The organism is Rothia sp. 11273D007AR, assembly GCF_053547255.1.
On record NZ_JBPPWJ010000007.1, the window covers coordinates 26,763 to 46,265 of the forward strand.

Annotated in this window: 16 protein-coding genes and 1 tRNA gene; 8 read left to right on the forward strand and 9 right to left on the reverse strand. The window is 60.9% G+C overall.

All coding sequences use genetic code 11. The features are described 5' to 3' along the window. Nucleotides 1-204 precede the first annotated feature (204 nt). On the forward strand, nucleotides 205-882 hold the full coding sequence (locus ACED88_RS05105; protein ID WP_449108943.1) for a Crp/Fnr family transcriptional regulator: 678 nt from the start codon (nucleotides 205-207) through the stop codon (nucleotides 880-882). 111 nt (nucleotides 883-993) lie between these two features. Here the strand turns inward: ACED88_RS05105 and ACED88_RS05110 are convergent, their stop codons facing one another. The 4 genes from ACED88_RS05110 to ACED88_RS05125 form a co-directional block, all read right to left on the reverse strand. Beyond that, nucleotides 994-1,944 carry a hypothetical protein gene (locus ACED88_RS05110; RefSeq protein WP_449108944.1) on the reverse strand — a complete coding sequence of 317 codons (951 nt, stop codon included), beginning with the start codon at nucleotides 1,942-1,944 and terminating at the stop codon, nucleotides 994-996. A 131-nt stretch (nucleotides 1,945-2,075) separates the two neighbouring features. Continuing rightward, the gene (locus ACED88_RS05115; protein ID WP_449108945.1) at nucleotides 2,076-3,032 is read right to left on the reverse strand and encodes an NUDIX hydrolase; all 957 of its coding nucleotides are present in this window, start codon (nucleotides 3,030-3,032) and stop codon (nucleotides 2,076-2,078) included. After that, nucleotides 3,025-3,501: a RidA family protein gene (locus tag ACED88_RS05120; protein WP_431464117.1), complete on the reverse strand. Its 477-nt coding sequence runs from the start codon at nucleotides 3,499-3,501 to the stop codon at nucleotides 3,025-3,027. The genes ACED88_RS05115 and ACED88_RS05120 overlap by 8 nt, the downstream gene beginning before the upstream one ends. Before the next feature lie 89 nt (nucleotides 3,502-3,590). Continuing rightward, the gene (locus ACED88_RS05125; RefSeq protein ID WP_185174154.1) at nucleotides 3,591-3,797 is read right to left on the reverse strand and encodes a DUF4177 domain-containing protein; all 207 of its coding nucleotides are present in this window, start codon (nucleotides 3,795-3,797) and stop codon (nucleotides 3,591-3,593) included. Nucleotides 3,798-3,918: 121 nt separating this feature from the next. Between ACED88_RS05125 and ACED88_RS05130 the strand changes: the two genes are divergently transcribed. The 6 genes from ACED88_RS05130 to ACED88_RS05155 all read left to right on the forward strand — a co-directional run bounded on the left by ACED88_RS05130 (nucleotide 3,919) and on the right by ACED88_RS05155 (nucleotide 11,591). Then, the gene (locus ACED88_RS05130) at nucleotides 3,919-6,048 is read left to right on the forward strand and encodes a transglycosylase domain-containing protein (RefSeq protein WP_449108946.1); all 2,130 of its coding nucleotides are present in this window, start codon (nucleotides 3,919-3,921) and stop codon (nucleotides 6,046-6,048) included. Nucleotides 6,049-6,080: 32 nt separating this feature from the next. Then, the gene (locus ACED88_RS05135) at nucleotides 6,081-7,010 is read left to right on the forward strand and encodes a metallophosphoesterase (protein WP_409348804.1); all 930 of its coding nucleotides are present in this window, start codon (nucleotides 6,081-6,083) and stop codon (nucleotides 7,008-7,010) included. Nucleotides 7,011-7,053: 43 nt separating this feature from the next. Next, nucleotides 7,054-8,919 (forward strand): ABC transporter ATP-binding protein, encoded by a 1,866-nt coding sequence (locus ACED88_RS05140; protein WP_449108947.1) that lies wholly within the window; start codon nucleotides 7,054-7,056, stop codon nucleotides 8,917-8,919. Nucleotides 8,920-8,986: 67 nt separating this feature from the next. After that, nucleotides 8,987-10,744 (forward strand): ABC transporter ATP-binding protein, encoded by a 1,758-nt coding sequence (locus ACED88_RS05145; RefSeq protein WP_449109021.1) that lies wholly within the window; start codon nucleotides 8,987-8,989, stop codon nucleotides 10,742-10,744. A 65-nt stretch (nucleotides 10,745-10,809) separates the two neighbouring features. Beyond that, a tRNA-Pro gene (locus tag ACED88_RS05150) sits at nucleotides 10,810-10,886 on the forward strand. Nucleotides 10,887-11,030: 144 nt separating this feature from the next. Beyond that, a complete protein-coding gene (locus ACED88_RS05155) occupies nucleotides 11,031-11,591 on the forward strand; it encodes an NADPH-dependent FMN reductase (RefSeq protein WP_449108948.1) in 561 nt (186 codons plus the stop codon). An 88-nt stretch (nucleotides 11,592-11,679) separates the two neighbouring features. Here the strand turns inward: ACED88_RS05155 and ACED88_RS05160 are convergent, their stop codons facing one another. Together ACED88_RS05160 and ACED88_RS05165 are read right to left on the reverse strand one after the other, a co-directional pair. Beyond that, nucleotides 11,680-13,833: an MMPL family transporter gene (locus ACED88_RS05160; RefSeq protein ID WP_449108949.1), complete on the reverse strand. Its 2,154-nt coding sequence runs from the start codon at nucleotides 13,831-13,833 to the stop codon at nucleotides 11,680-11,682. Nucleotides 13,834-13,842: 9 nt separating this feature from the next. Further along, nucleotides 13,843-14,856 (reverse strand): acyltransferase family protein, encoded by a 1,014-nt coding sequence (locus tag ACED88_RS05165; RefSeq protein WP_449108950.1) that lies wholly within the window; start codon nucleotides 14,854-14,856, stop codon nucleotides 13,843-13,845. Nucleotides 14,857-14,970: 114 nt separating this feature from the next. Here ACED88_RS05165 and ACED88_RS05170 point away from each other — a divergent pair, with 114 nt between their 5' ends. Further along, nucleotides 14,971-16,332: a cation:proton antiporter gene (locus ACED88_RS05170; protein WP_449108951.1), complete on the forward strand. Its 1,362-nt coding sequence runs from the start codon at nucleotides 14,971-14,973 to the stop codon at nucleotides 16,330-16,332. 78 nt (nucleotides 16,333-16,410) lie between these two features. On the opposite strand, the gene ACED88_RS05175 is transcribed toward ACED88_RS05170, so the two are convergent. The 3 genes from ACED88_RS05175 to ACED88_RS05185 are packed head-to-tail and all read right to left on the reverse strand — an operon-like array spanning nucleotide 16,411 to nucleotide 19,479. Beyond that, nucleotides 16,411-17,052: a LutC/YkgG family protein gene (locus ACED88_RS05175; protein ID WP_449108952.1), complete on the reverse strand. Its 642-nt coding sequence runs from the start codon at nucleotides 17,050-17,052 to the stop codon at nucleotides 16,411-16,413. Continuing rightward, on the reverse strand, nucleotides 17,052-18,677 hold the full coding sequence (locus ACED88_RS05180; RefSeq protein ID WP_237194979.1) for a LutB/LldF family L-lactate oxidation iron-sulfur protein: 1,626 nt from the start codon (nucleotides 18,675-18,677) through the stop codon (nucleotides 17,052-17,054). Before ACED88_RS05180 ends, ACED88_RS05175 begins: the two co-directional genes overlap by 1 nt. Before the next feature lie 4 nt (nucleotides 18,678-18,681). Further along, nucleotides 18,682-19,479, reverse strand: a complete 798-nt coding sequence (locus ACED88_RS05185) for a (Fe-S)-binding protein (RefSeq protein WP_135012547.1) — start codon at nucleotides 19,477-19,479, stop codon at nucleotides 18,682-18,684. Nucleotides 19,480-19,503 lie beyond the last annotated feature (24 nt).

Below are 19,503 nucleotides of genomic sequence, written 5' to 3' on the forward strand. Positions count from 1 at the left end.
TCGGTGAAGGAACTAAGCTCTAGGCGCTTTGGGTATCGAAAGCATCAAATATCCTGTAGGCTCTTATTAGTTGAATATGTCACAGATAAAAGTGCTGTGTGATGGACTAGGCAAAGACTATGCTTAGAAGTCTGCCCGCCCTGTGTGTACAGGGCACTGCACTCGAATCGCCCTTTAGATCCACATCAGGAGTAAAAGAGAACCATGGATATTGAAGTACTACGCCGTGCTCCGCTGTTCGCTTCACTCGACGACGAAGCCTTTGCAGCACTGACCGAAGACATCACCGAAGTTGACCTTTCACGCGGTGCTACCCTCTTCTACGAAGGCGACCAGGGCGATCAGCTCTACTTTGTTATCTCAGGCAAGATGAAGCTGGGCCGCACCGCTTCCGACGGCCGTGAGAACCTGGTAGCTATCATGGGCCCCGGCGAAATCTTCGGCGAGATGGCCCTGTTTGACCCCTCACCCCGTTCAACCAGCGCAACCGCTGTTTCTGAGACCCGCCTGGCAGGCGTGAAGCACGACTCCCTGCGCAAGGCTATGGAGAAGTCCCCCAATATCTCCGCTCAGGTTCTGCAGGCTCTGGCCCGCCGTCTGCGCCGCACCAACGAGAACCTAGCCGACCTGGTCTTCTCAGACGTACCCGGTCGCGTTGCCAAGGCTCTGCTTGACCTGGCTGACCGCTTCGGCCGTCCTGCTACCGACGGTGTGCTGGTTGCCCACGAACTGACCCAGGAAGAGCTGGCCCAGCTGGTCGGCGCTTCCCGTGAGACCGTCAACAAGGCTCTGGCCGAGTTCGTTTCCCGCGGCTGGATCCGTCTGGAAGCTCGCGCTGTGGTCATCCTCGACCTGCAGCGTCTGCGCCAGCGCTCCCGCTAAGGTGGGGCGGGCGTCCTGCCTGCTCTCAATACTCTAAAACCGGGTGGTCAGCTTGAGCTGACCACCCGGTTTTTTGCACCTGCCGAAGAGGCAGGGGGCGGACGCCGGTGGTTAGCGGGTCTGCCAGGTGAGGCCGTCGAGTGAGGTGATGAGGGTGGTGCTGCTTGAGGGAACCCAGGCCGGGTAGCCAACTTCAAGGGTGTAGGTTCCGTTGGTGTAGTGGGCCTCTAGCAGGTAGGAAGCTGCCGGGTCTAGATCGTGGGTAGTCCAGGTGAGCCCGTTATTTGCGCTGGTCAGCAGTGTGGCTCCTTCGGCACGGGCTTGGCAGTAGACCAGAACTGTCTCACTGAGGCGCTGGTGGCCGCAGAGCTCTAGGGATTTGGCTCCGACCGTAGAGATTTTTCCGCCCATAAGCCAGTGGCCCCGGTCGGGGCTATAGGTTGCGGCGTAGATGTCGTTGCTGTTGGCCAGAACCAGGCCGAAAGTTCCGCTCTCGTCGATGTCGGTGACGTTTTCAGCCTCAACAGGGGTAAGCGGGGCAGGAGAGTAGGGGTGGCCGGTGGGCTCGGGGGCGGGCATTGATGGTGCGGACGGAGTTGAGGCCTCTGGTACCCGAATCTCATCCAGGCTGCTCGGCGGTGTGGGGGTAGCCCTGCCGTCGTAGTTGTTGTACCAGCAGACATAGCTATCGCCAAGGTCACGGGCAAATATCAGGTAGGCCTGCTCTAGCTGCCTGCAGGAGTCACCCCCAAATGGGGTTCTGACCTGGTAGTAGGTTTTCCCCTCAATCTCATAACGCGTCCAGTCATTGCCCAGCACCAACAAGAAGATAAAGAAAAGAGTCATCAATAGGGCAAGAGCACTTGCCAGCAAGAACAGAAGTCCTTGGGCGAACCAGGTGGTTAGCAAGACCAGGGTGCTGCTTCTAGCTCCATCTGGCTGGGGGATTTTTCCCAGGCTCTTGAGGATATAGGCGGTGCCACACACCAGTAATGTAAGGGCCGCCAGGTAAAAAAGCCCCAGGCAGAAAAGACCAACCTCGGGGATGAGCAAGAAACCCAACGCGTCCACCCCATACCGGCCACCGGCAATCACCACCAAAAGAAAGCAGGCCCCCAGGGTCGCCCATCTGGTAAGTCTCTGTGTGAACGAGATGGGTACTGGGCTGGGGGCCTGATGCTTGAGGGGCACGACTAGACCTTTTTCTCCTGCACCGCCAGGTAGCAGGTGCCGGCGGCGTCCTGCTTAACCTCGGGCAGATAGAGGGAAACCTGGCGTCGCTTGGCCAGGAAGGCAACCGCCCCGGAGGCAGAAGCGAGCTGTTCCAGCAGGTACATGACGCCGGGGGTCACCAGCTCCTGGAAGGGAACCCCGACGGTGTCCTCCTGCCCAATTTCGTTACCGAGTTCCACGCTCATGGGGTGGGCAATCAGCTCACGCACGCTGACCCAGCGACCCCATATTCCCTTCCCGGCGAGCAGGGAGGGGTTCTGCCCCACCGGCACCGCGCAGGTGAAATAGTGAATGTCGTAGCGCTTGTGGAAGAAGCCCGGTGACTGCCAGCGGGCTAGGGGCTTGAGCAGGTCGGCACGGATTTTAAGACCGCGGCGTTCCAGGTAGTCAGCAAAGGTTTTATCCTGCTGAGCTACAGCAAGACGTGAGGCCATACACTCGTGCCCGCTAGTGAGCTCAATAGTTGAGAGCTCACCGCTGCCAGCTAAGAGCACGCCGGTCTCTTCAAAGAGCTCACGCACCGCGGTAACTACGGCAGCGTTAGCTGCCCCCAGGTCGTCCTCGCTGAAGGCCTTGGCCCAGTATTCACCGCTGGGGCCCACCCAGCCGATGGGGGTGGCGTCCTCGGGCACACCCAGGCCGCCGGGGAAGGCAACCCGACCCATAGGAGATTTAACCCGGTAGGTCATAAAGGTTTCAGGCCCAGAAGCACCATCACGCACAAAAACGACCGCGGCGGCAGGCTTAGCCGCGCGCGGTGTACAGTCCCCCTCATTGAGCCAGGTACGGGCGGATTCCTGCTGGCTTGACGGGATGGGGTGGGTTTTGGGGGCCGGAGCCGCCGCCGAGACGTAGGGGGCGGACGCCGGCGGCGGCACCCGCTTGAGGGCGCCGGTATACATGGGTTGGCTAGGCATATTCCACGATGATGTCAACTTCTACCGGGGAGTCCAGCGGTAGTACCGGCACGCCAACGGCTGAGCGGGCGTGCACGCCTGCCTCGCCAAAGACCTCTCCCAGAAGCAGGGAGGCCCCGTTGATGACGGCGGGCTGGCCGGTGAAGGAGGGGTCTGATGAGACGAAGCCGACCACCTTGACCACGCGGGTGACGCGGTCAAGATCGCCGATGACGGACTTGACGGCAGCCAGGGCGTTCAGGGCTGAGAGGCTAGCCAGTTTCTGCGCGGTTTCGGGGTCTACAAAGCCTTCGGCGCCGGAATCTGAGACCTTGCCGGTGGCGGGCAGCTCGCCCTTAACGAAAGGCAGCTGGCCCGAGGTGTAGACGTAGTTACCGCTGGTGACGGCAGGAACGTAGGCAGCTACCGGGGCTGCCAGCTCGGGCAGGTCATAGCCAAGTTCTTTGAGGCGGTCTTCAATCTTTGACACGGTATACCTTCTTGAAAAGCAATATTTCTAGGGGCCAAAAACCGGGCTCGTGGCTATGGTCAGCCTGAACCCGGTTCTGGTGTGAGTATTTAGTTACTAGCCTTCTTGCGCTTGAAGTAGGCGATCGGATTGCCCTGAGTGGGAGCAACCATGTTTCCGGCGGGGGTGGCGCCGCTGGGGGCGGGGGCACCGGGGAGCACGGTAACGAGCTCCCAGCCGTCTTCACCCCAGTTGTCGAGGATCTGCTTGGTTGCGTGAATCATCAGGGGCACTGTTGCGTATTCCCATTTTTCCATAGCACCAAGCCTAGACTACCGGGGCTAAAAAGACGACTCTTACACCTCTCACAGGTTTTTCTTGGGTGGCTGTGACATGCGCGCCGGTGCGTTTTTCGCCCTGAGCCGATAAACTGATGCAATGGCTTCTTCAAAGAATGTGCGAAAGAGGCGCCGTAGCTCCGGCGACCTTGTTCAGTTTATTGCGCTGAGCATCATTGCCGGTTTTATTGCGGCGCTGATTATGGTGCCCCCTACAACGGCACTGAGTGCATCTATTAATGCATCGATGAACTGGTTTAAGAGTCTGCCCGCGACCCTCAGCGACGGCCCACGTTCGCAGCCGTCTGTTATCTACGCGAATGACGGTAAAACCGAGCTTGCCTCCTACTACGCTCAGAACCGCACCGATGTGGCGCTGGATGACATCTCCCAGCACATGAAAGACGCAATTCTTTCGTCCGAAGACCGCAACTTCTACGACCACGGCGCGGTTTCCCCCATGGGTATCGCCCGTGCTCTGGTCAATAACATCATCAACCCGAACGCCCGCCAGGGCGCCTCAACCCTAACCCAGCAGTACGTCAACAACCTGCTCATTGACGCTGCTGAGCAGTCGGGCGAAGAGGCCTCCACTTTGGGGGCCAACAAGGACTACCTTGACAAGGTCAAGGAAATCAAGCTGGCCATTTCGATGGAACAGAACCTCTCTAAAGACGAGATTCTCGAGGGTTACCTCAACATCATTAACATGGGCGGCTCCAACTACGGCGTAGAGGCAGCAGCCTACTACTACTGGGGTATCTCAGCTTCAGAGCTCAGCATCTCCCAGTCGGCCATTTTGGCGGGCATGGTGGTGTCTCCCAACATTTACCGCCCCGATGTAAATCCTGAGCTATCCAAAGAGCGCCGTGACGTGGTGCTCGGTACCATGTTCCGCGACGGTAAGATTACCGAAGATGAATACTCTGATGCTCTAAATGAGGAAATTACTCTCGATATTCACACCACCCCCATGGGTTGCTCTACCGCCGGTGACTTTGCACATTTCTGCTACTACGCTGTTACGGACTTCCTGAACGACGAAACCTACGGCGCAACCGAGGACGATCGCACCAACGCCCTCTACCGCGGCGGCTACAAGATCATTACCACCATTGACCCTGACGCCCAGAAGGACGCCAAGACCCAGGTTGAAGCCACTCAGCCTTCCACCAACAACCCCGACCGTGTCAGTGCCTCTCTCGTTTCAGTTGCTCCCGGCACCGGCAAGATTATTGCCATGGCCCAGAACTCCGGCTACGGCCCCTCTGATACAAGCGACTTTGCGGATAACTACTTCAACTTCAACGTGAGTGTCTCCCACGGTGGTACAGCAGGCTTCCAGCCCGGTTCAACCTTCAAGGCCGTGATTCTGGCCCAGTGGATTAAGGACGGCAAGGGCGTCAACGCCACCATTGATGGCACTTCCCTCAGCTACCCCAAGAGCTTCCAGTGGCCTGCTAAATGCGAGGAGGGCGGCTTCGTTACCTCCGAAGACGCTGATGGCTACGTCTTCACCAACTCTGAAGGCGGCAACCAGAGCTGGGGTACCGTGGCCTACGGCCTGAAGAACTCCATTAACTCCTACTCCATTAAGATGGCGTCGGTGACCGATGCCTGTGCCCTCAACGACCTACGGGCCAAGCTCCGCATCACCGACGGTAACGGGGCAGACCCCTATTCCATCACCCGCCCCGCCTACCTGCTGGGTGGTTGGCCCCAGGGTACCACCCCGCTGATTATGGCTTCGGCCTACGCCACTTTTGCCAGCGGCGGCACCTACTGCGAGCCTGTTTCGCTGGAGAAGGTCAGCAAGGGCGATACCGAGGTCAAGACCTATGAGTCCACCTGTGAGCGCGTACTTGAAGAGGACGTTGCCAACGGCGTGAACTACGTACTCAAGCAGGTTCTGGTGGACGGCTCGGGTTACCAGCGCGGTATTGGCCTGACCGATGCGTCCGCCGCTAAAACCGGTACCACCGATAACTCTGCCCAGACCTGGACCGTAGGGTACACGCGCGGCCTTTCCACCGCATCATGGGTGGGCAGCATGGAAAACGCCTCTCGCCCTCTCAACGGCCTTTCCATCAACGGTAGAGTTCTGGACTACGTGGACGGTGCCACCTACGCAGCTGCCCAGTGGCAGAAGTTCATGCAGGCCCAGGCTAAGAACTACAACACCGATAAGTTCGATACCCCCTCGAACACGGTTCTTGGTACTAACCAGTAAGGACTCCCTTGAATTCTCAGAATTCTCGTGGCGTGGCGGCTTCAGCTGGCACCCTGGCTCAGACCCTTTCAGGGGTTCTGGCAGCGGGTGCCGTAGCTGGGGCCGCCACGGCCGCTTATGCCCACTTTATTGAGCTCAATAACTTCCAGGTGCGCCGGGAAACCCTGCCGATTCTGCCGGCAGGTAGCCCCGATTTTAAGATTCTGCATATCTCGGATATGCATATGATTCCGGGGCAGGCCCAGAAAACCGCCTTTATGCATTCTCTAGCCGAGCTAGAGCCTGACCTGGTCATCAATACCGGCGATAACCTCTCCCATCTCGATGGCCTTCCCGCCCTACTAGAGGCCCTGGACCCCCTGCTGGATTTCCCGGGTGTCTATGTGCCCGGCTCTAACTGCTACTTTGCCCCGGTGCCCAAAAACCCGGCCCGCTACCTCTGGAAGAAGAACACCGGGGACGAGGCCAACGACCAAACCCGCGCGGTACTCCCCACCCAGGTAATGCACGATGCCTTCGATGCCCGCGGCTGGGTAGGGCTGATTAACCGCTATGAGACGCTCACCCTCGGAGGGCTGCGCCTAGAATTCTCCGGGGTGGACGACCCCCACCTGGAGTACGACCGCCACCCCGGTTTCTCCCCCACAGCTTTCAGCGCGGAGCCGGGCCCGAGCGTCCGCCTGGGTGTCTGCCACGCCCCCTACCTGCGCACCCTGGACCGGTTTGCGGACGACGGCGCCCAGGCTATCTTCGCGGGCCACACCCACGGTGGGCAGGTGTGCCTCCCGGGTGGGCGGGCCCTAGTGTCCAACTGTGACCTACCCCCGGCCCGGGCTAAGGGCCTCTCCTACCAGGGGGACGTACCTGTGCAGGTAACGGCTGGCCTGGGCACCTCACGCTATGCCCAGGTGCGACTCTTCTGCCCACCCGAGGCTGTACTGGTGACGCTGACGGCCCGGTAACCTATCTGGTTTTTGCAGGAATGCAAATGTAAGATAGATTACTATGGCTTCTCGACTACTGCGCGTCTCCCCCATACCCACGCCTCCCCCTGTGCCCTACGGTGCCCGCACAGAGCAGGACATCACCCTCTGGCAGTACTCCCGTCCTATTCGCGCGCGCTGGGTCTGCGGGCTTTTCGTAGCACTCACCGCAGCCATTATCGCTATCTCCATCCCCCAGGTGCTGGGCTGGATTGTCGATGCCATGCTGACCGACCAGCCCACCGTGGGAGCGGTCTGGGCAGGCGGCGCCCTGGTCTTTGCGCTGGGTCTAGCCCAATCTGCCCTTTTCTTCCTGCGTAGGCAGCTGGTTATTGAACCCGCCAGCACGGTAGAAAACACCATGCGCATCGACCTCTTCGACCGTCTACTGCGCTCCCCCGTGGCCTTCCACGACCGCTGGCCCTCGGGCCAACTCCTGACCCGTGCCATGAGTGATTTGGGCACTATCCGCCGCTGGACCGCCTTCGGCCTGATCCAAATCATTACCGTAGCCGTCCAGGTAACCGTCGGTAGTTTCTACATGTTTACCGGCTCCTGGCAGCTGGGGCTGGTCTTCCTGGCCAGCATGCCGCTGACCCTCTTCTGCGTCTGGCGGTTTGTACTGACCTTCCGCACCCTGACCCGCAAGGCCCAAGAACGTACCGGTGACCTGGCAACAACCGTCGAAGAATCGGTGCAGGGCTTACGCGTGCTCAAGGCGCTAGGGCGAGGCCCGCATGCCCTGGCCGGGTTCCGCCAAGAAGCCCAAGAACTACTAGACCTTGAAGTTGCGCGAGGCCGGGCCATGGGGCGGGTCCGTATGCAGACCACCCTCATTAGCGGAGCCTCCCTCTGCCTGGCTCTCCTCTGGGGCCTGCACCTGGTCAGTACGGACGTCATGACCGTCGGTGCCCTCACCAGCTATTTCGCAACCGCCACCATCCTGTTTACCCAGGTGGAGCGCTCGGGCATGCTGATTTCCATGTATCTGGCATCGAGTGTTTCGATGGACCGCCACCGCCAGGTCATGGTGGGCGAGGCCGGTGAAGATATCGACATTCTGCCTGCCCACCGCGAGCGCCCCGAAGCGGCAGCTGCCCGCCTCGATTTTAAGGACGTCACCTTCAGCTACGGGGAGCAGGAGCAGCAGGTGCTCACCGGCTTTACTCTGCAGGTGCGCCCGGGAGAGATTATTGCCCTGGTCGGTTCGACCGGGTCGGGTAAATCTACCGTCCTTCAGCTGGTACAGAGGCTCTATGAGCCGACTGCGGGCAGCATCAGCCTGAACGGTCGCGATATCGCCTCCCTTCCCCTACCTGATCTCCGTTCCCAGGTGGCAATTGCCTTTGAAGACCCCCTGCTGTTTTCGGCGAGCGTGCGCGATAACGTCCTGCTGGGTCTAGACCGCAGCGAACTTACCCCTGCTGAGGAAGAGGCCATTCTGACCCGTGCCCTGACCGTGGCTGCCGCTGACTATGTGTACCAGCTCCCTGAGGGAATCGATACCGTCATCGGTGAAGAAGGTATGAGCCTATCTGGTGGCCAGCGCCAGCGTCTCTCGCTAGCGCGCGCTATCGCCGCGAGCCCGGCCGTCCTCCTGCTCGATGATCCGCTCTCTGCCCTCGATGTGACGACCGAAGAAAAGGTGGTGGGCCTACTCAAACAGGAGCTGACCGAAACCACCACCCTGCTCACCGCCCACCGGCCCTCCACAGTGGCCCTGGCCGACAGGGTTGTGCTCTTGCAGCAGGGGCAGGTGGCAGCGGTGGGCACCCATACAGAGCTTCTGGACAACCCTGTCTACCGCGACCTCATGAGCACTGACACCACTCTGCCTACCGCAGGGCAGGACGCCGGGGCTCCGGCCCACGAGAGCGAGGAGGGCTAGCACCGTGGCAGCACACAAGATTTCCGATGCCGAAGACAGGATCACCCTCAGCCGCGAAGAGGCCAAGATGGTACGGCAGCGCTCGGTTGCCCTTCTGCTTGATGTCCTACGGCCGGTGCGGGGTCATTTACTCTTCACTCTCTTCCTGGTCATTCTGGCAACCGCCCTGACCACCGCCATGCCCTGGCTGATTTCCACGGCCATTAACGATGCCCTGGAGCCTCTTCTCACCGGGGACAGCAGCTACGCCATCACCCTAGCTGCCCTCTACGTAGCGGCTGCTTTGATCGCGGGCTTAGCCACCTACACCAACATTCTGCTCACCTATAAGATTTCCCAGAAAGTGCTTTTCGACCTGCGCCAGCGCATGTTTGAGCACGCCCAGAAACTGTCTGTGGGCTTTCATGACACCTACACCTCAGGTCGGGTCATTTCCCGCCTGACCAGCGACCTCGATACGATTCGCCAGTTCCTTGACTCCGGTCTCTCCGAGCTAGCAGCCATGCTGCTCTCTATCTCTTTTACCGTGGTTGCTCTTTGCCTGATGGACTGGCGGGCAGGCCTGGCCTTGCTGGTCATGATGCTGCCCGTCGCCTGGCTGACCGCCTGGTTCCGCCGCGAATCTGAACTGGCCTACCGGGCCCAGCGGGTGGCGTCCGCCCGCATCATCTCCCGCTTTGCCGAAACCTTCACCGGCCTGGCCGCCGTCAAGGCCTTCCGCGCCGAGGCAAGCTCCCGTGCAGCCTACGCGGACGCCGCCGAGGACTACCGAGTGCGCGTCATGCAGTCCATCAAGGTGCATGGCACCTACATGCCAGCCCTACAGGCCCTGGGTAACACCTTCGTGGCCATTGTGCTAGTCATTGGCGGTTACTCCATTCTGGGCGGCTCCATGCAGGCTGGCACACTGCTGGCCCTGGTCATCTACGCCAACCGGGTCTTTGAACCCATCTTCATGCTCTCGGACTACTACAACATGTTCCAGTCAGCGGTCTCTGCCCTCGAAAAAGTCTCAGGCTTTCTCGCTGAAGAGCCTGAGGTTGCCGAGCCCGAGCGTCCGGCCCAGCGCGAGACCCCAGCAACGGGGCACCTGGTCTTTGATGAGGTTGAGTTCGAGTACGTCAGTGGCCGCCCTGCTCTGCATCGCCTGAACCTTGATATTCCTGCGGGTCAGCGCCTAGCCCTGGTGGGTGAAACAGGTGCTGGTAAGTCAACCATCGCCAAGCTTATCGCCCGCTTCTACGACGTCACCCACGGTCAGCTGACCCTGGACGGGGTAGACCTGCGGGACCTCTCCGATGAGCAACTGCGCCGGGAGGTTGTCATGGTCACCCAGGAGGCCTATCTCTTCAAGGGCACCGTGGCTGACAACATCCGCCTGGGCAACCCCGCCGCCAGCGACGAAGAGGTCTTTGAGGCAGCCCGAAAGGTCGGGGCTTGCGACTTCATCATGAGCCTGCCCCAGGGCTTTGACACCAACCTGTCAAAGCGCGGCGGGCGGGTTTCTGCCGGGCAGCGTCAGCTCATCTCTTTTGCCCGCGCTTTCCTGGCCGACCCGGCCGTCCTGATTCTCGATGAAGCCACCGCCTCCCTCGATATTCCGACCGAAAAGCTGGTGCAGCAGGGGCTTGAGTCCCTGCTGGCGGGGCGCACCTCTGTGGTGATTGCGCACCGCCTCTCCACGGTCCTTACCGCCGACCGGGTGCTGGTGGTGTCGGACGGGCGCGTGGTTGAGGACGGCTCCCCCGCGGCCCTGGTGGAGGCCGGCGGACGCTTTGCCGCCATGGCCCGGGCCTGGGAAGAGAACAACAGTACCGAGGGCTAAATCGGGGTGATTTGGCAGGCTTAAGACCGCCGCGCTATACTTGAGAGGTTGTTATACGCAACAATCGGGATGTGGCGCAGCTTGGTAGCGCGCGTCGTTCGGGACGACGAGGCCGCAGGTTCAAATCCTGTCATCCCGACCAAGCACAACCGCCCCTGGATCTAGCCGGGGGCGGTTTTTTGTTGCCCGCTTTGCCCTCGTAGGGTCACACAGCGTCATAAATACTTGCATTGTAAAGTTTATAGGGTGTGGTCTAAAGAAAAATGCAAATGTGAAAGGAAAACCAGTGTCACAGAAAATTCTCGTTATCTCAGGCTCTGACCGCGACGGCTCCTTCAACACCCAGCTAGCAGAGCAGCTCGTTGAAGCCCTTGAAAACGAAGGGCAGAGCGCCGAGGTCTACGACTTCTCAGCCGTCCCCCTGCTCAGCCAGAACTCCGAGTTCCCCGCCCCCGCTTCCGTCGAGAAGCTGCGCGCCGACATCGCTAACGCGGCCGGTCTGATTCTGGTCTCCCCCGAGTACAACGGCTCCTACCCCGCCCGTCTCAAGAACCTGATTGACTGGGCCTCACGCGCCGTCATCGCGGGTGACAACACCACTCCCACCGTTCTTAACGGCAAGAAGGTCGGCGTTGCCTCGGTCGCCAACTCAACCTACGGTAAGTTCGTGCGCGAGCACCTGCGTAGCCTGGTCCCCTATGTTCGAGCCGACCTGATGGAGGGCGAGGGCCTGGGCGTCCGCATCCCCGGTGAGGCCTGGGGCACCGGCAAGCTAGAACTGGACGAAGAGCAGCAGAAGAACGTTGATCAGTTCGTTGCTGACTACCTGAAGTTCCTGGCCGACTAATCACCTGAACTCAAAAAATTGGGGCCTCCCTGGCACACAGGGAGGCCCTTTTGCATGGGTTTCAGCAGTTCGGCTCAGCGAGCTAGATTCAGCGGGAGAGCTTCGAGGGCCACCAGATTTTCTTGCCGATATCTTCCACGAGGGCGGGTATCAGCAGGGCTCGCACTACGGTGGCGTCGAGCAGCACGCCGAAGGCCACAATGAAGGCAAGCTGGGCCAGGAAAATCAGCGGGATGACGCCCAGGGCGGCGAAGGTTGCCGCAAGCACGATACCGGCTGAGGTAATCACGCCACCCGTTGCAATCAGTGCCGTTCGTAGGCCCTGTTCGGTCCCCTGATGCAGGGCTTCTTCTCGTACACGGGTCATCAAGAAGATGGTGTAGTCAATACCCAGAGCGACCAGGAAGACGAACCCGTAGAGGGGCACGGTGGGGTCAGCACCGGGGAAATTGAAAACGTGGTTGAAGACCAGGGCTGAGACGCCGAGGGCGGTGAGGTAAGAGAGCACGGTGGCAGCCACCAGCATCAGCGGTGCCAGAATTGAGCGCAGCAGAACCATCAGAATCAGGGTGATAACGACCAGCACTACCGGGATAATCAGGGCCCGGTCGCGCTGGGCGCTGTCGATGGTATCGAGGTCAGACGCGGTGGTTCCACCCACCAGGGAGCCGGGAGCTGCGTTGGCCAGGCTCTCACGCATCTGGCGCACGGTTTCTTCTGCTTCCGGTGAGTCAGCGGGGTCAGCCAGGGTTACCTGGAGCATGACGCGCCCCTCAACCTCGGTGGGGCTGATACCGGCAAAAACGGGCGGGGCGGACTCAGCGGACGCCCCCACCGGCACGGTACCGGCAGGTGAGTCTTGGGCGACAGCAGCAATGGAGCTTACCCCGTCTAGGGTATCGAGGGCTGCCACGGCATCGTCCTGCTCGCTTGCGGGAATAATGACGTTAGCCGGGGAACCGGAACCGCCGGGGAAGTGTTCCGCGAGCACGTTCTGGCCGTCTCTAGCCTGGGACTCCCCTAGCACCAGATCGGACTGGCGCACACCGTTAGCCTGGAAGGTAGCCGAGAAGCCCGCAAAGATAGCCAGCACCAGGGCGGTGACCAACCAGACCTTGCGAGGCCTAGACGAGACGAAAGCTGCAATTTTAGCCCAGAAGCCGGCGGAGGCGTCCTTGACCTCAGATGAGTAGCGGGGGCGGGCGGGCCAGAAGGCGACCCTGCCCAGCAGGGCCAGGACGGCGGGCAGGAAGGTGAGCGAGGCCAGCATCGACAGCACAATACCGGTAGCAGCCACGGGCCCCAGAGCCTTATTAGACGACAGCTCAGAGAGCAGCAGGCAGAGCAGACCGGCAATCACGGTGCCACCGGAGGCCAGAATCGGCTCGAGGGAGCCGCGCCAGGCAGCGCGGGTTGCCTCCCAGCGGGAGGTGTACTGGGTCAGCGCCTCACGGTAACGGGCTACATAGAGCAGGGAGTAGTCGGTGGCAGCGCCCACCACCAGAATCAGCAGAATACCCTGCACCTGGCCGTTGATCATGACCCAGCCTGCATTGGCCATGTGCCAGATAACGAAGATAGCGCCAGAGAGAGCAACCATGGAGCTCAACAGCACGATGATGGGCAGCAGGGGTGAGCGGTAGACCACCAGCAGAATCACAAAGACCACAATGAGGGCCACCGCTAGCAGGATGCCATCGATGCCACCAAAGGCTTCGACCAGGTCAGCAGAGAAACCAGCCGGACCGGTCACGTAGCCGGTCAGACCGTCGGGGGCCTGGGTTATCTCTGCCCGGATACCGTCAACGACCTCCCGGGTCTCTTGGTCGGTGGAGATAGGGAGAATGAGCTCTGCCGCCTGGCCGTCCTCTGAGTAAATCACGGGTGAGCTTTCACCGGTGAAAGTTCCGGACGCCGCCAGCTGGTCGGTCAGGCCCTCCAGGTAGGTCTGGTGGGAGTCAGTGAGGGAGCCGTCGGCTTCAAAGACGAGAATAGCGGGCACCGCGTCGGTACCCAGGAAATCGCCCTGTTGCTCTACCACCTGGGTAGATTCGGCAGAGGCGGGCAAAAAGTCAGTCTGGGAATTGGTCGAGACCTCGGAGATTTTGCCGAAGTAGGGACCGCCGATACCTGCCACGGCGAGCCAGGCCAGGGTCAGCAGGGCAGCCAGAACTACCCGAACCCAGGTGCGGGAAGAGGAGCCGGCCCTGGTGGAGCCGGCTTCCGAAGAAAAAGTATGCATGCTGAGAGTCTAGCCTCTTCCGGAGACCCAGGCTAACGGAGTTTCCAGCGGGCCACGCCGCAGGAAGGTCTGGCCCAGCAGGCGCTGCCAGACCCAGGCAAAAAGCAGAGCCCCCAGAATCAGCCCGAACATCATAGCCCAGGAGTTATCCGAGGCAGGCAGGCCATAGGCCGGAGCATAGGTGGAATAGAGAGCCAGCACAGCTATCTGAAGCACGTAGAGGGAGAGGGTCATGCGCCCAGCCGCTACCGGCACCCCGGCCAGGTGCTCGCGTCCTGCCACTGCCCGCGCCAGCAGGCAGCACCAGCCAACGGTAGCCAGACAGGCTGCCAGGCTAAAAGCAATTTCTAGGCGGCTTGAGGTGTAGGGAACGAACTCAGCCACAGCAAAGCGGGAGTACCAGAAGAGGGCACCGGTTGCCAGGCTTCCCAGTAGGGCCAGAGCTACATCGCCCCACACGCCCCAGCGCTCAATCAGGGAAGCAATCACAGCCCCCACGCAGGCATAGGTGAGCAGGGTGAAGACCTGATAGTTATGGCCGGTGAACATCCACTCGTAGAGGTAGGCAGCATAGCTACCGTCCAAAGACGCCTGGATAGCCTGGGCTTGAAAGTAGGTCCGGGCGGACGCCGCAAACCACCAGGTGCCCACGGCCAGGGCCGCTAGAGCCCAGGAGGGCAGGAAGACCAGGGGAGCCATGAGCAAACTCAAAAGACCTAGATATTCCAAGACAATATCGACCTGGGCACCCCAGGTACCGATGTAGAGCCCCACAGCAACCAGGGCGATAGCTCGCACCACCGAGGAGGCGAAGAGGGCGGGGAAGCTCATACGCTGAGACGAAAAGAGGGCACCTGCCCCCAAGAGGAAGGCAAAGAGCGGGGCGGTCAGAAACTCACTCAGGTTCAGCACCCCACCGGGCCCGCCGCCGGGGGCTCCATGGGCGATAAACATGCTGATCAGGGCAGCACAGCGAGCCAGGTCAATACCGATAACACGGCCTGCGGTCTTTAGGTCGGTCACGCAATACTCCTCAATAAATACCTGCTTTAGCCTAACACTGCCCCGCCACCATGCACGGGCAGGGGAACCCATGGCACACTGGTTAGGTTGCCCCTCACCTCTTTGAAAGTCACTATGAGCACCCACTCCACCGACGTCGTCCTTCTGGCCGCCGGTTCTTCGGCGACCAGCGAGTATGTTTCTATCTTCTGGATAGCTGCCGCTGCCCTACTGGCGCCCCTGGCGTCCGCCCTGGTGAAGAAGAAAATCCCTGATGTTGTCTTCCTGATTATCTTCGGCGTACTCATTGGCCCGCAGGTGCTAGGGTTTGCCAGCACCGACGGTGGGGTGGCCCTGGTCAAAGACCTGGGTCTGGGGTTGCTCTTTTTGCTGGCTGGTTACGAAATTAACGCCGGAGCTCTGCGCGGACGCCAGGGGGCTTTCGCCGTGGGCTCCTGGCTGGTGAGCTTCACCCTCGGCCTGGTTCTGGCCATGAGCCTCTCCCAGTTTTCGGGTACTTTCTCTACCTACGCGGTCATCGGTATTGCCCTGAGCTCAACCGCCCTGGGCACCCTGCTGCCCCTACTCAAAAGCCACGGTAAGGCGGGCACGAAAGTCGGCGACGGGGTGATGGTGCACGGGGCTATCGGCGAGGTGCTCCCTATCTTTGCGATGTCCCTGCTGCTCTCGTCGCACGCCCCCTGGGTTGCGGTGCTGATTCTGCTGGCCTTTATGGTCATTGCGGTTATTTCAGCGGTTGTGCCCCACCGCCTCTTCGAGCATATTCCTGGCCTGCGCCGCACCATGGCAGCTGAGGCTAACACCACCAGCCAGACCATGCTCCGCCTGGCCATGTTCCTTCTGGCTACCCTCATGATGGTCGCCGCGGTCTTTGAGCTCGATGTGGTGCTCGGCGCTTTTGCCGCCGGCATCATCCTGCGCTCCCTTACCCCCGATGGTGCCTTTGAGCCCTTCTCCAAGCGTCTTGAGGCCCTCGGCTTTTCCTTCCTCATTCCCCTCTTCTTCGTGAGCTCAGGTATGGGCATTAAGGTGTCGGTCATTTGGGAGCAGCCGCTGCTTCTTGCCGGTATTGTGCTCGGTATTCTGGTGGTGCGAGGCCTGCCTGTCTTTGCCGCTGAAAAGTTCTTCGACACCGGTTCGGGGCTCACCGCCGTGCAGGAAAAGCTCCAGCTGGGGCTCTACTCTGCTGCGGGCCTGCCCATCATTGTTGCTGTCACCGAGGTGGCGCTGGCCAACGACCTGCTTAGCGAACAGAACGCTTCCCTGCTGGTGGCAGGTGGGGCGCTGACCGTCCTTCTCTTCCCCCTGTGGGCCTCGGCCATCGGGGCTATGGGGCGTAAGGACGCCGATTCCCACCCGGGTGCCTCTGGCCGCTCAAGCTCACGGCAGCGCCGTAGCGCTAAGAAACTAGAGCGGGCCGCCGCGGTGCGGGCGGCAACGGGCGCTCTTCCCGTCATCAAGCGTCCGAATTCCTAGCTCCCCCTTGGAGTACCCAGCAAAAGGGCCCCCTTGCCTGAGCAAGGGGGCCCTTTCTATCACAGAGCGGGTATCAGCCTACTTGAGGATGATGACGTCCAGGGTACGGGGGCCGTGCACGCCTTCAACGCGGATTAGCTCGATGTCTGAGGTCGCTGAGGGGCCTGAGATCCAGGTGATGGGCTTGTCGAAGTTCAGACGGGCCACGGTCTCGGGGATCAGCTCAACGATGGTATCGACGGGAACCACGCAGATGTGGTGGTCGGGTACCAGGGTAATGGCGCGGCGGCCTTCGGTCTCGGTGCTGTTCAGGGCGATGGTGCCGGTCTCAGCGCAGGAGACGGTTGAAGAGGTGACAACCGCGTCGATGGCGTCAAGTTCGCGCACGGAGAGGGCTCCGGGCTTGTTGGCGTTGCCGGAGTCAACCACGCGGGAGCGGGCTGCGGTGTCTTCGGGCAGCCACTCGGTCTTGAGACCGGTGGGCACCACGTAGCGGGAGGACTTGCCGAGCAGCTCGCCCACGCGGGCGGCGATGGTCTCTTCGGTCTCGTGGTAGACGTTAGCCTTGTAGTCGATCAGGCGGTCGACCAGCATCTCGATGATTTCCTCGGCGCCCTTGTCGCTTTCGCGGCGGTAGGAGCGGACGGGCTCAGCCGGCTGGGGGTTGTCCCAGAGGGAGGCGCGGATGCGGCCCAGGATTTCTGCTTTTGCATCAGACATTAGTTGGCCTCCTTGGGGGCGATGGGGTTAGCGGTCTCAGCGTTGGCGTGGGCCTCGGCAATCTTGGCCTGGTTAGCGGCAATGATGGCCTGCAGGTCAACGCGTTCGCCGCCTACACGCTTGGGGGCAGAGCCGCGCTCCTTCTTCCACTCGTTGCGGAAGGAGGTCTTGGGGGGTGCCGGGATATCGCGGTATTCGGTCCAGCCGCCGACGATACCGGGCAGCTTGGTAATCTTGCCCTTCTTGCCGGTAATCAGCTTGGAGGCGGGCAGACCCTTGGTGGCCAGGGCCATGAGGGCACCTGAGCTGAAGAGCTTCTTGGCGCCGAACATCATGGCGTCCATCTGCACGTGGCGTTCCTTCTTGCCACCTTCGAACTCGCCCTGGGCCTTTTCGTGATCAACGGCCTTGCCGCGCAGGTGAACCAGCACATCGGGGATATTGATCTTGACGGGGCAGGCCTCGTAGCAGGCGCCGCAGAGGGAGGATGCGTAGGGCAGGGTGGAGTTGTACTGGTTCTCGATACCGCCCAGCTGGGGGGAGAGAATTGCGCCGATGGGGCCGGGGTAGGTGGAGCCGTAGGCGTGGCCACCTGCGCGTTCGTAGACGGGGCAGACGTTCATGCAGGCTGAACAGCGGATGCAGTGCAGGGCCTGGCGTCCGACCTGGTCGGCCAGGGCTGCGGTGCGGCCGTTATCCATCAGGATGACGTGCAGGTTCTGGGGGCCGTCGCCGGGGGTCACACCGGTCCACATGGAGGTGTAGGGGTTCATGCGCTCACCGGTGGACGAGCGGGGCAGCAGCTGGGTGAAGACCTCGAGGTCCTGCAGGGTCGGCAGCAGCTTTTCGATGCCCATGAAGGTAATCAGGGTATCGGGCAGGGTCAGGCACATACGGCCGTTACCCTCAGATTCAACGATGGTCATGGTGCCGGTTTCGGCGATGCCGAAGTTGACGCCTGAGATGGCGACCTTGTTGGTCAGGAACTTCTCACGCAGGCGGAAGCGGGAGGCTTCTGCCAGCTCTGCCGGGTCGTTGGTGAGGTTGGGGTTGACGCCCTCAATCTTCTTAAGGAAGATGTCGCGGATCTCGGTACGGTTGCGGTGAATTGCGGGCACCAGGATGTGGGAGGGGCGGTCGTTGTCGCCCAGCTGGACGATTTCTTCTGCCAGGTCGGTTTCAATAGCGTAGATACCGTGCTCTTCAAGGAACTCGTTGAGGCCGGTTTCGGCGGTGGCCATTGACTTAATCTTGTTGACCTCGGTGACGCCTTCAGCCTGAATCAGCTTGAGGGCGATTTCGTTGGCCTCGTGGGCGTCGCGGGCCCAGTGTACGTGGCCGCCGCGGGCGGTGAAGTTCTTTTCGAACTCTTCGAGGTAGGTGTCAAGGTTGGCCATGACCTTCTGCTTGATCATGGAACCTGCGGTGCGCAGATCCTGCCAGTCGGGCAGTTCTGAGATAACGGCGGCGCGCTTGTTACGAATCTTGTGGGTAGCAAAGCCCAGGTTGGCGCGCAACTGCTCGTTCTGGAGTTCCTTCTCTGCGTATTCGGGGAAGGGCTCGAATTCGAAGATATTGCCGACGCCGTGGCGGACCTTGGGCATGCCGAGTGCGGTGGTTGACATGGCTTTACTTACCTCCTGCGGTAACGGCTACGGGGCCGGTGACCTTGAGCGGGTTTTCCTTGGTGGATGCAAGAATCTCGGCGAAATGTACGGTCTGTACGGGTGAGTTCTTGCGGGAGAGAGCGCCGCCGATGTTCATCAGGCAGGATGAGTCGCCGCCGGTGCAGACCGATGCACCGGTTGCTTCAATGTTCTCTACCTTGTCGGCAACCATGGCGCCGGAGGTGTCTGCGTTCTTGAAGGAGAAGGTTCCGCCGAAGCCGCAGCACTGGTCAAGGCCGTCAATCTGGGTGTATTCCAGGCCCTCGACGGTGCGGATCAGGTCTTCCTGGCGGGTGCCCAGACCCAGCAGGCGCATACCGTGGCAGGATGAGTGGTAGGTGACCTTCTCGGGGAAGTAGGAGCCCAGCTGTTCTGCTGCGTTGGTGATGCCGCAGACGTCGATGAGGAACTGGGAGAGCTCGAAGGAGCGGGCAGCCAGTGAGGCGGCTGCGCGGGCGGTGGCGTCGTCGCCTGCTCGCTCTGCAATCATGGGCTGCTGGTGCCCCAGGGAGGCGACGCAGGAGCCTGAGGGCGCAACGATTGCGTCGAAGTCCCATTCTTCAAAGGCCTGTACGTGGGTTTTGACGATGGGGTAGGCGTCGTCGAAGTAGCCCGAGTTGACGTGCATCTGGGAGCAGCAGGTCTGGCCCTGCGGGAAGACGACCTCGTGGCCGAGACGCTCCAGGATGTCAACGGTAGCCTTAGCTACCTTGGGGTACATTGCGTCGACGATGCACGTTGAAAACAGTGCGACACGCATGTTGGTTCTCTCTTCTTCTGTGCG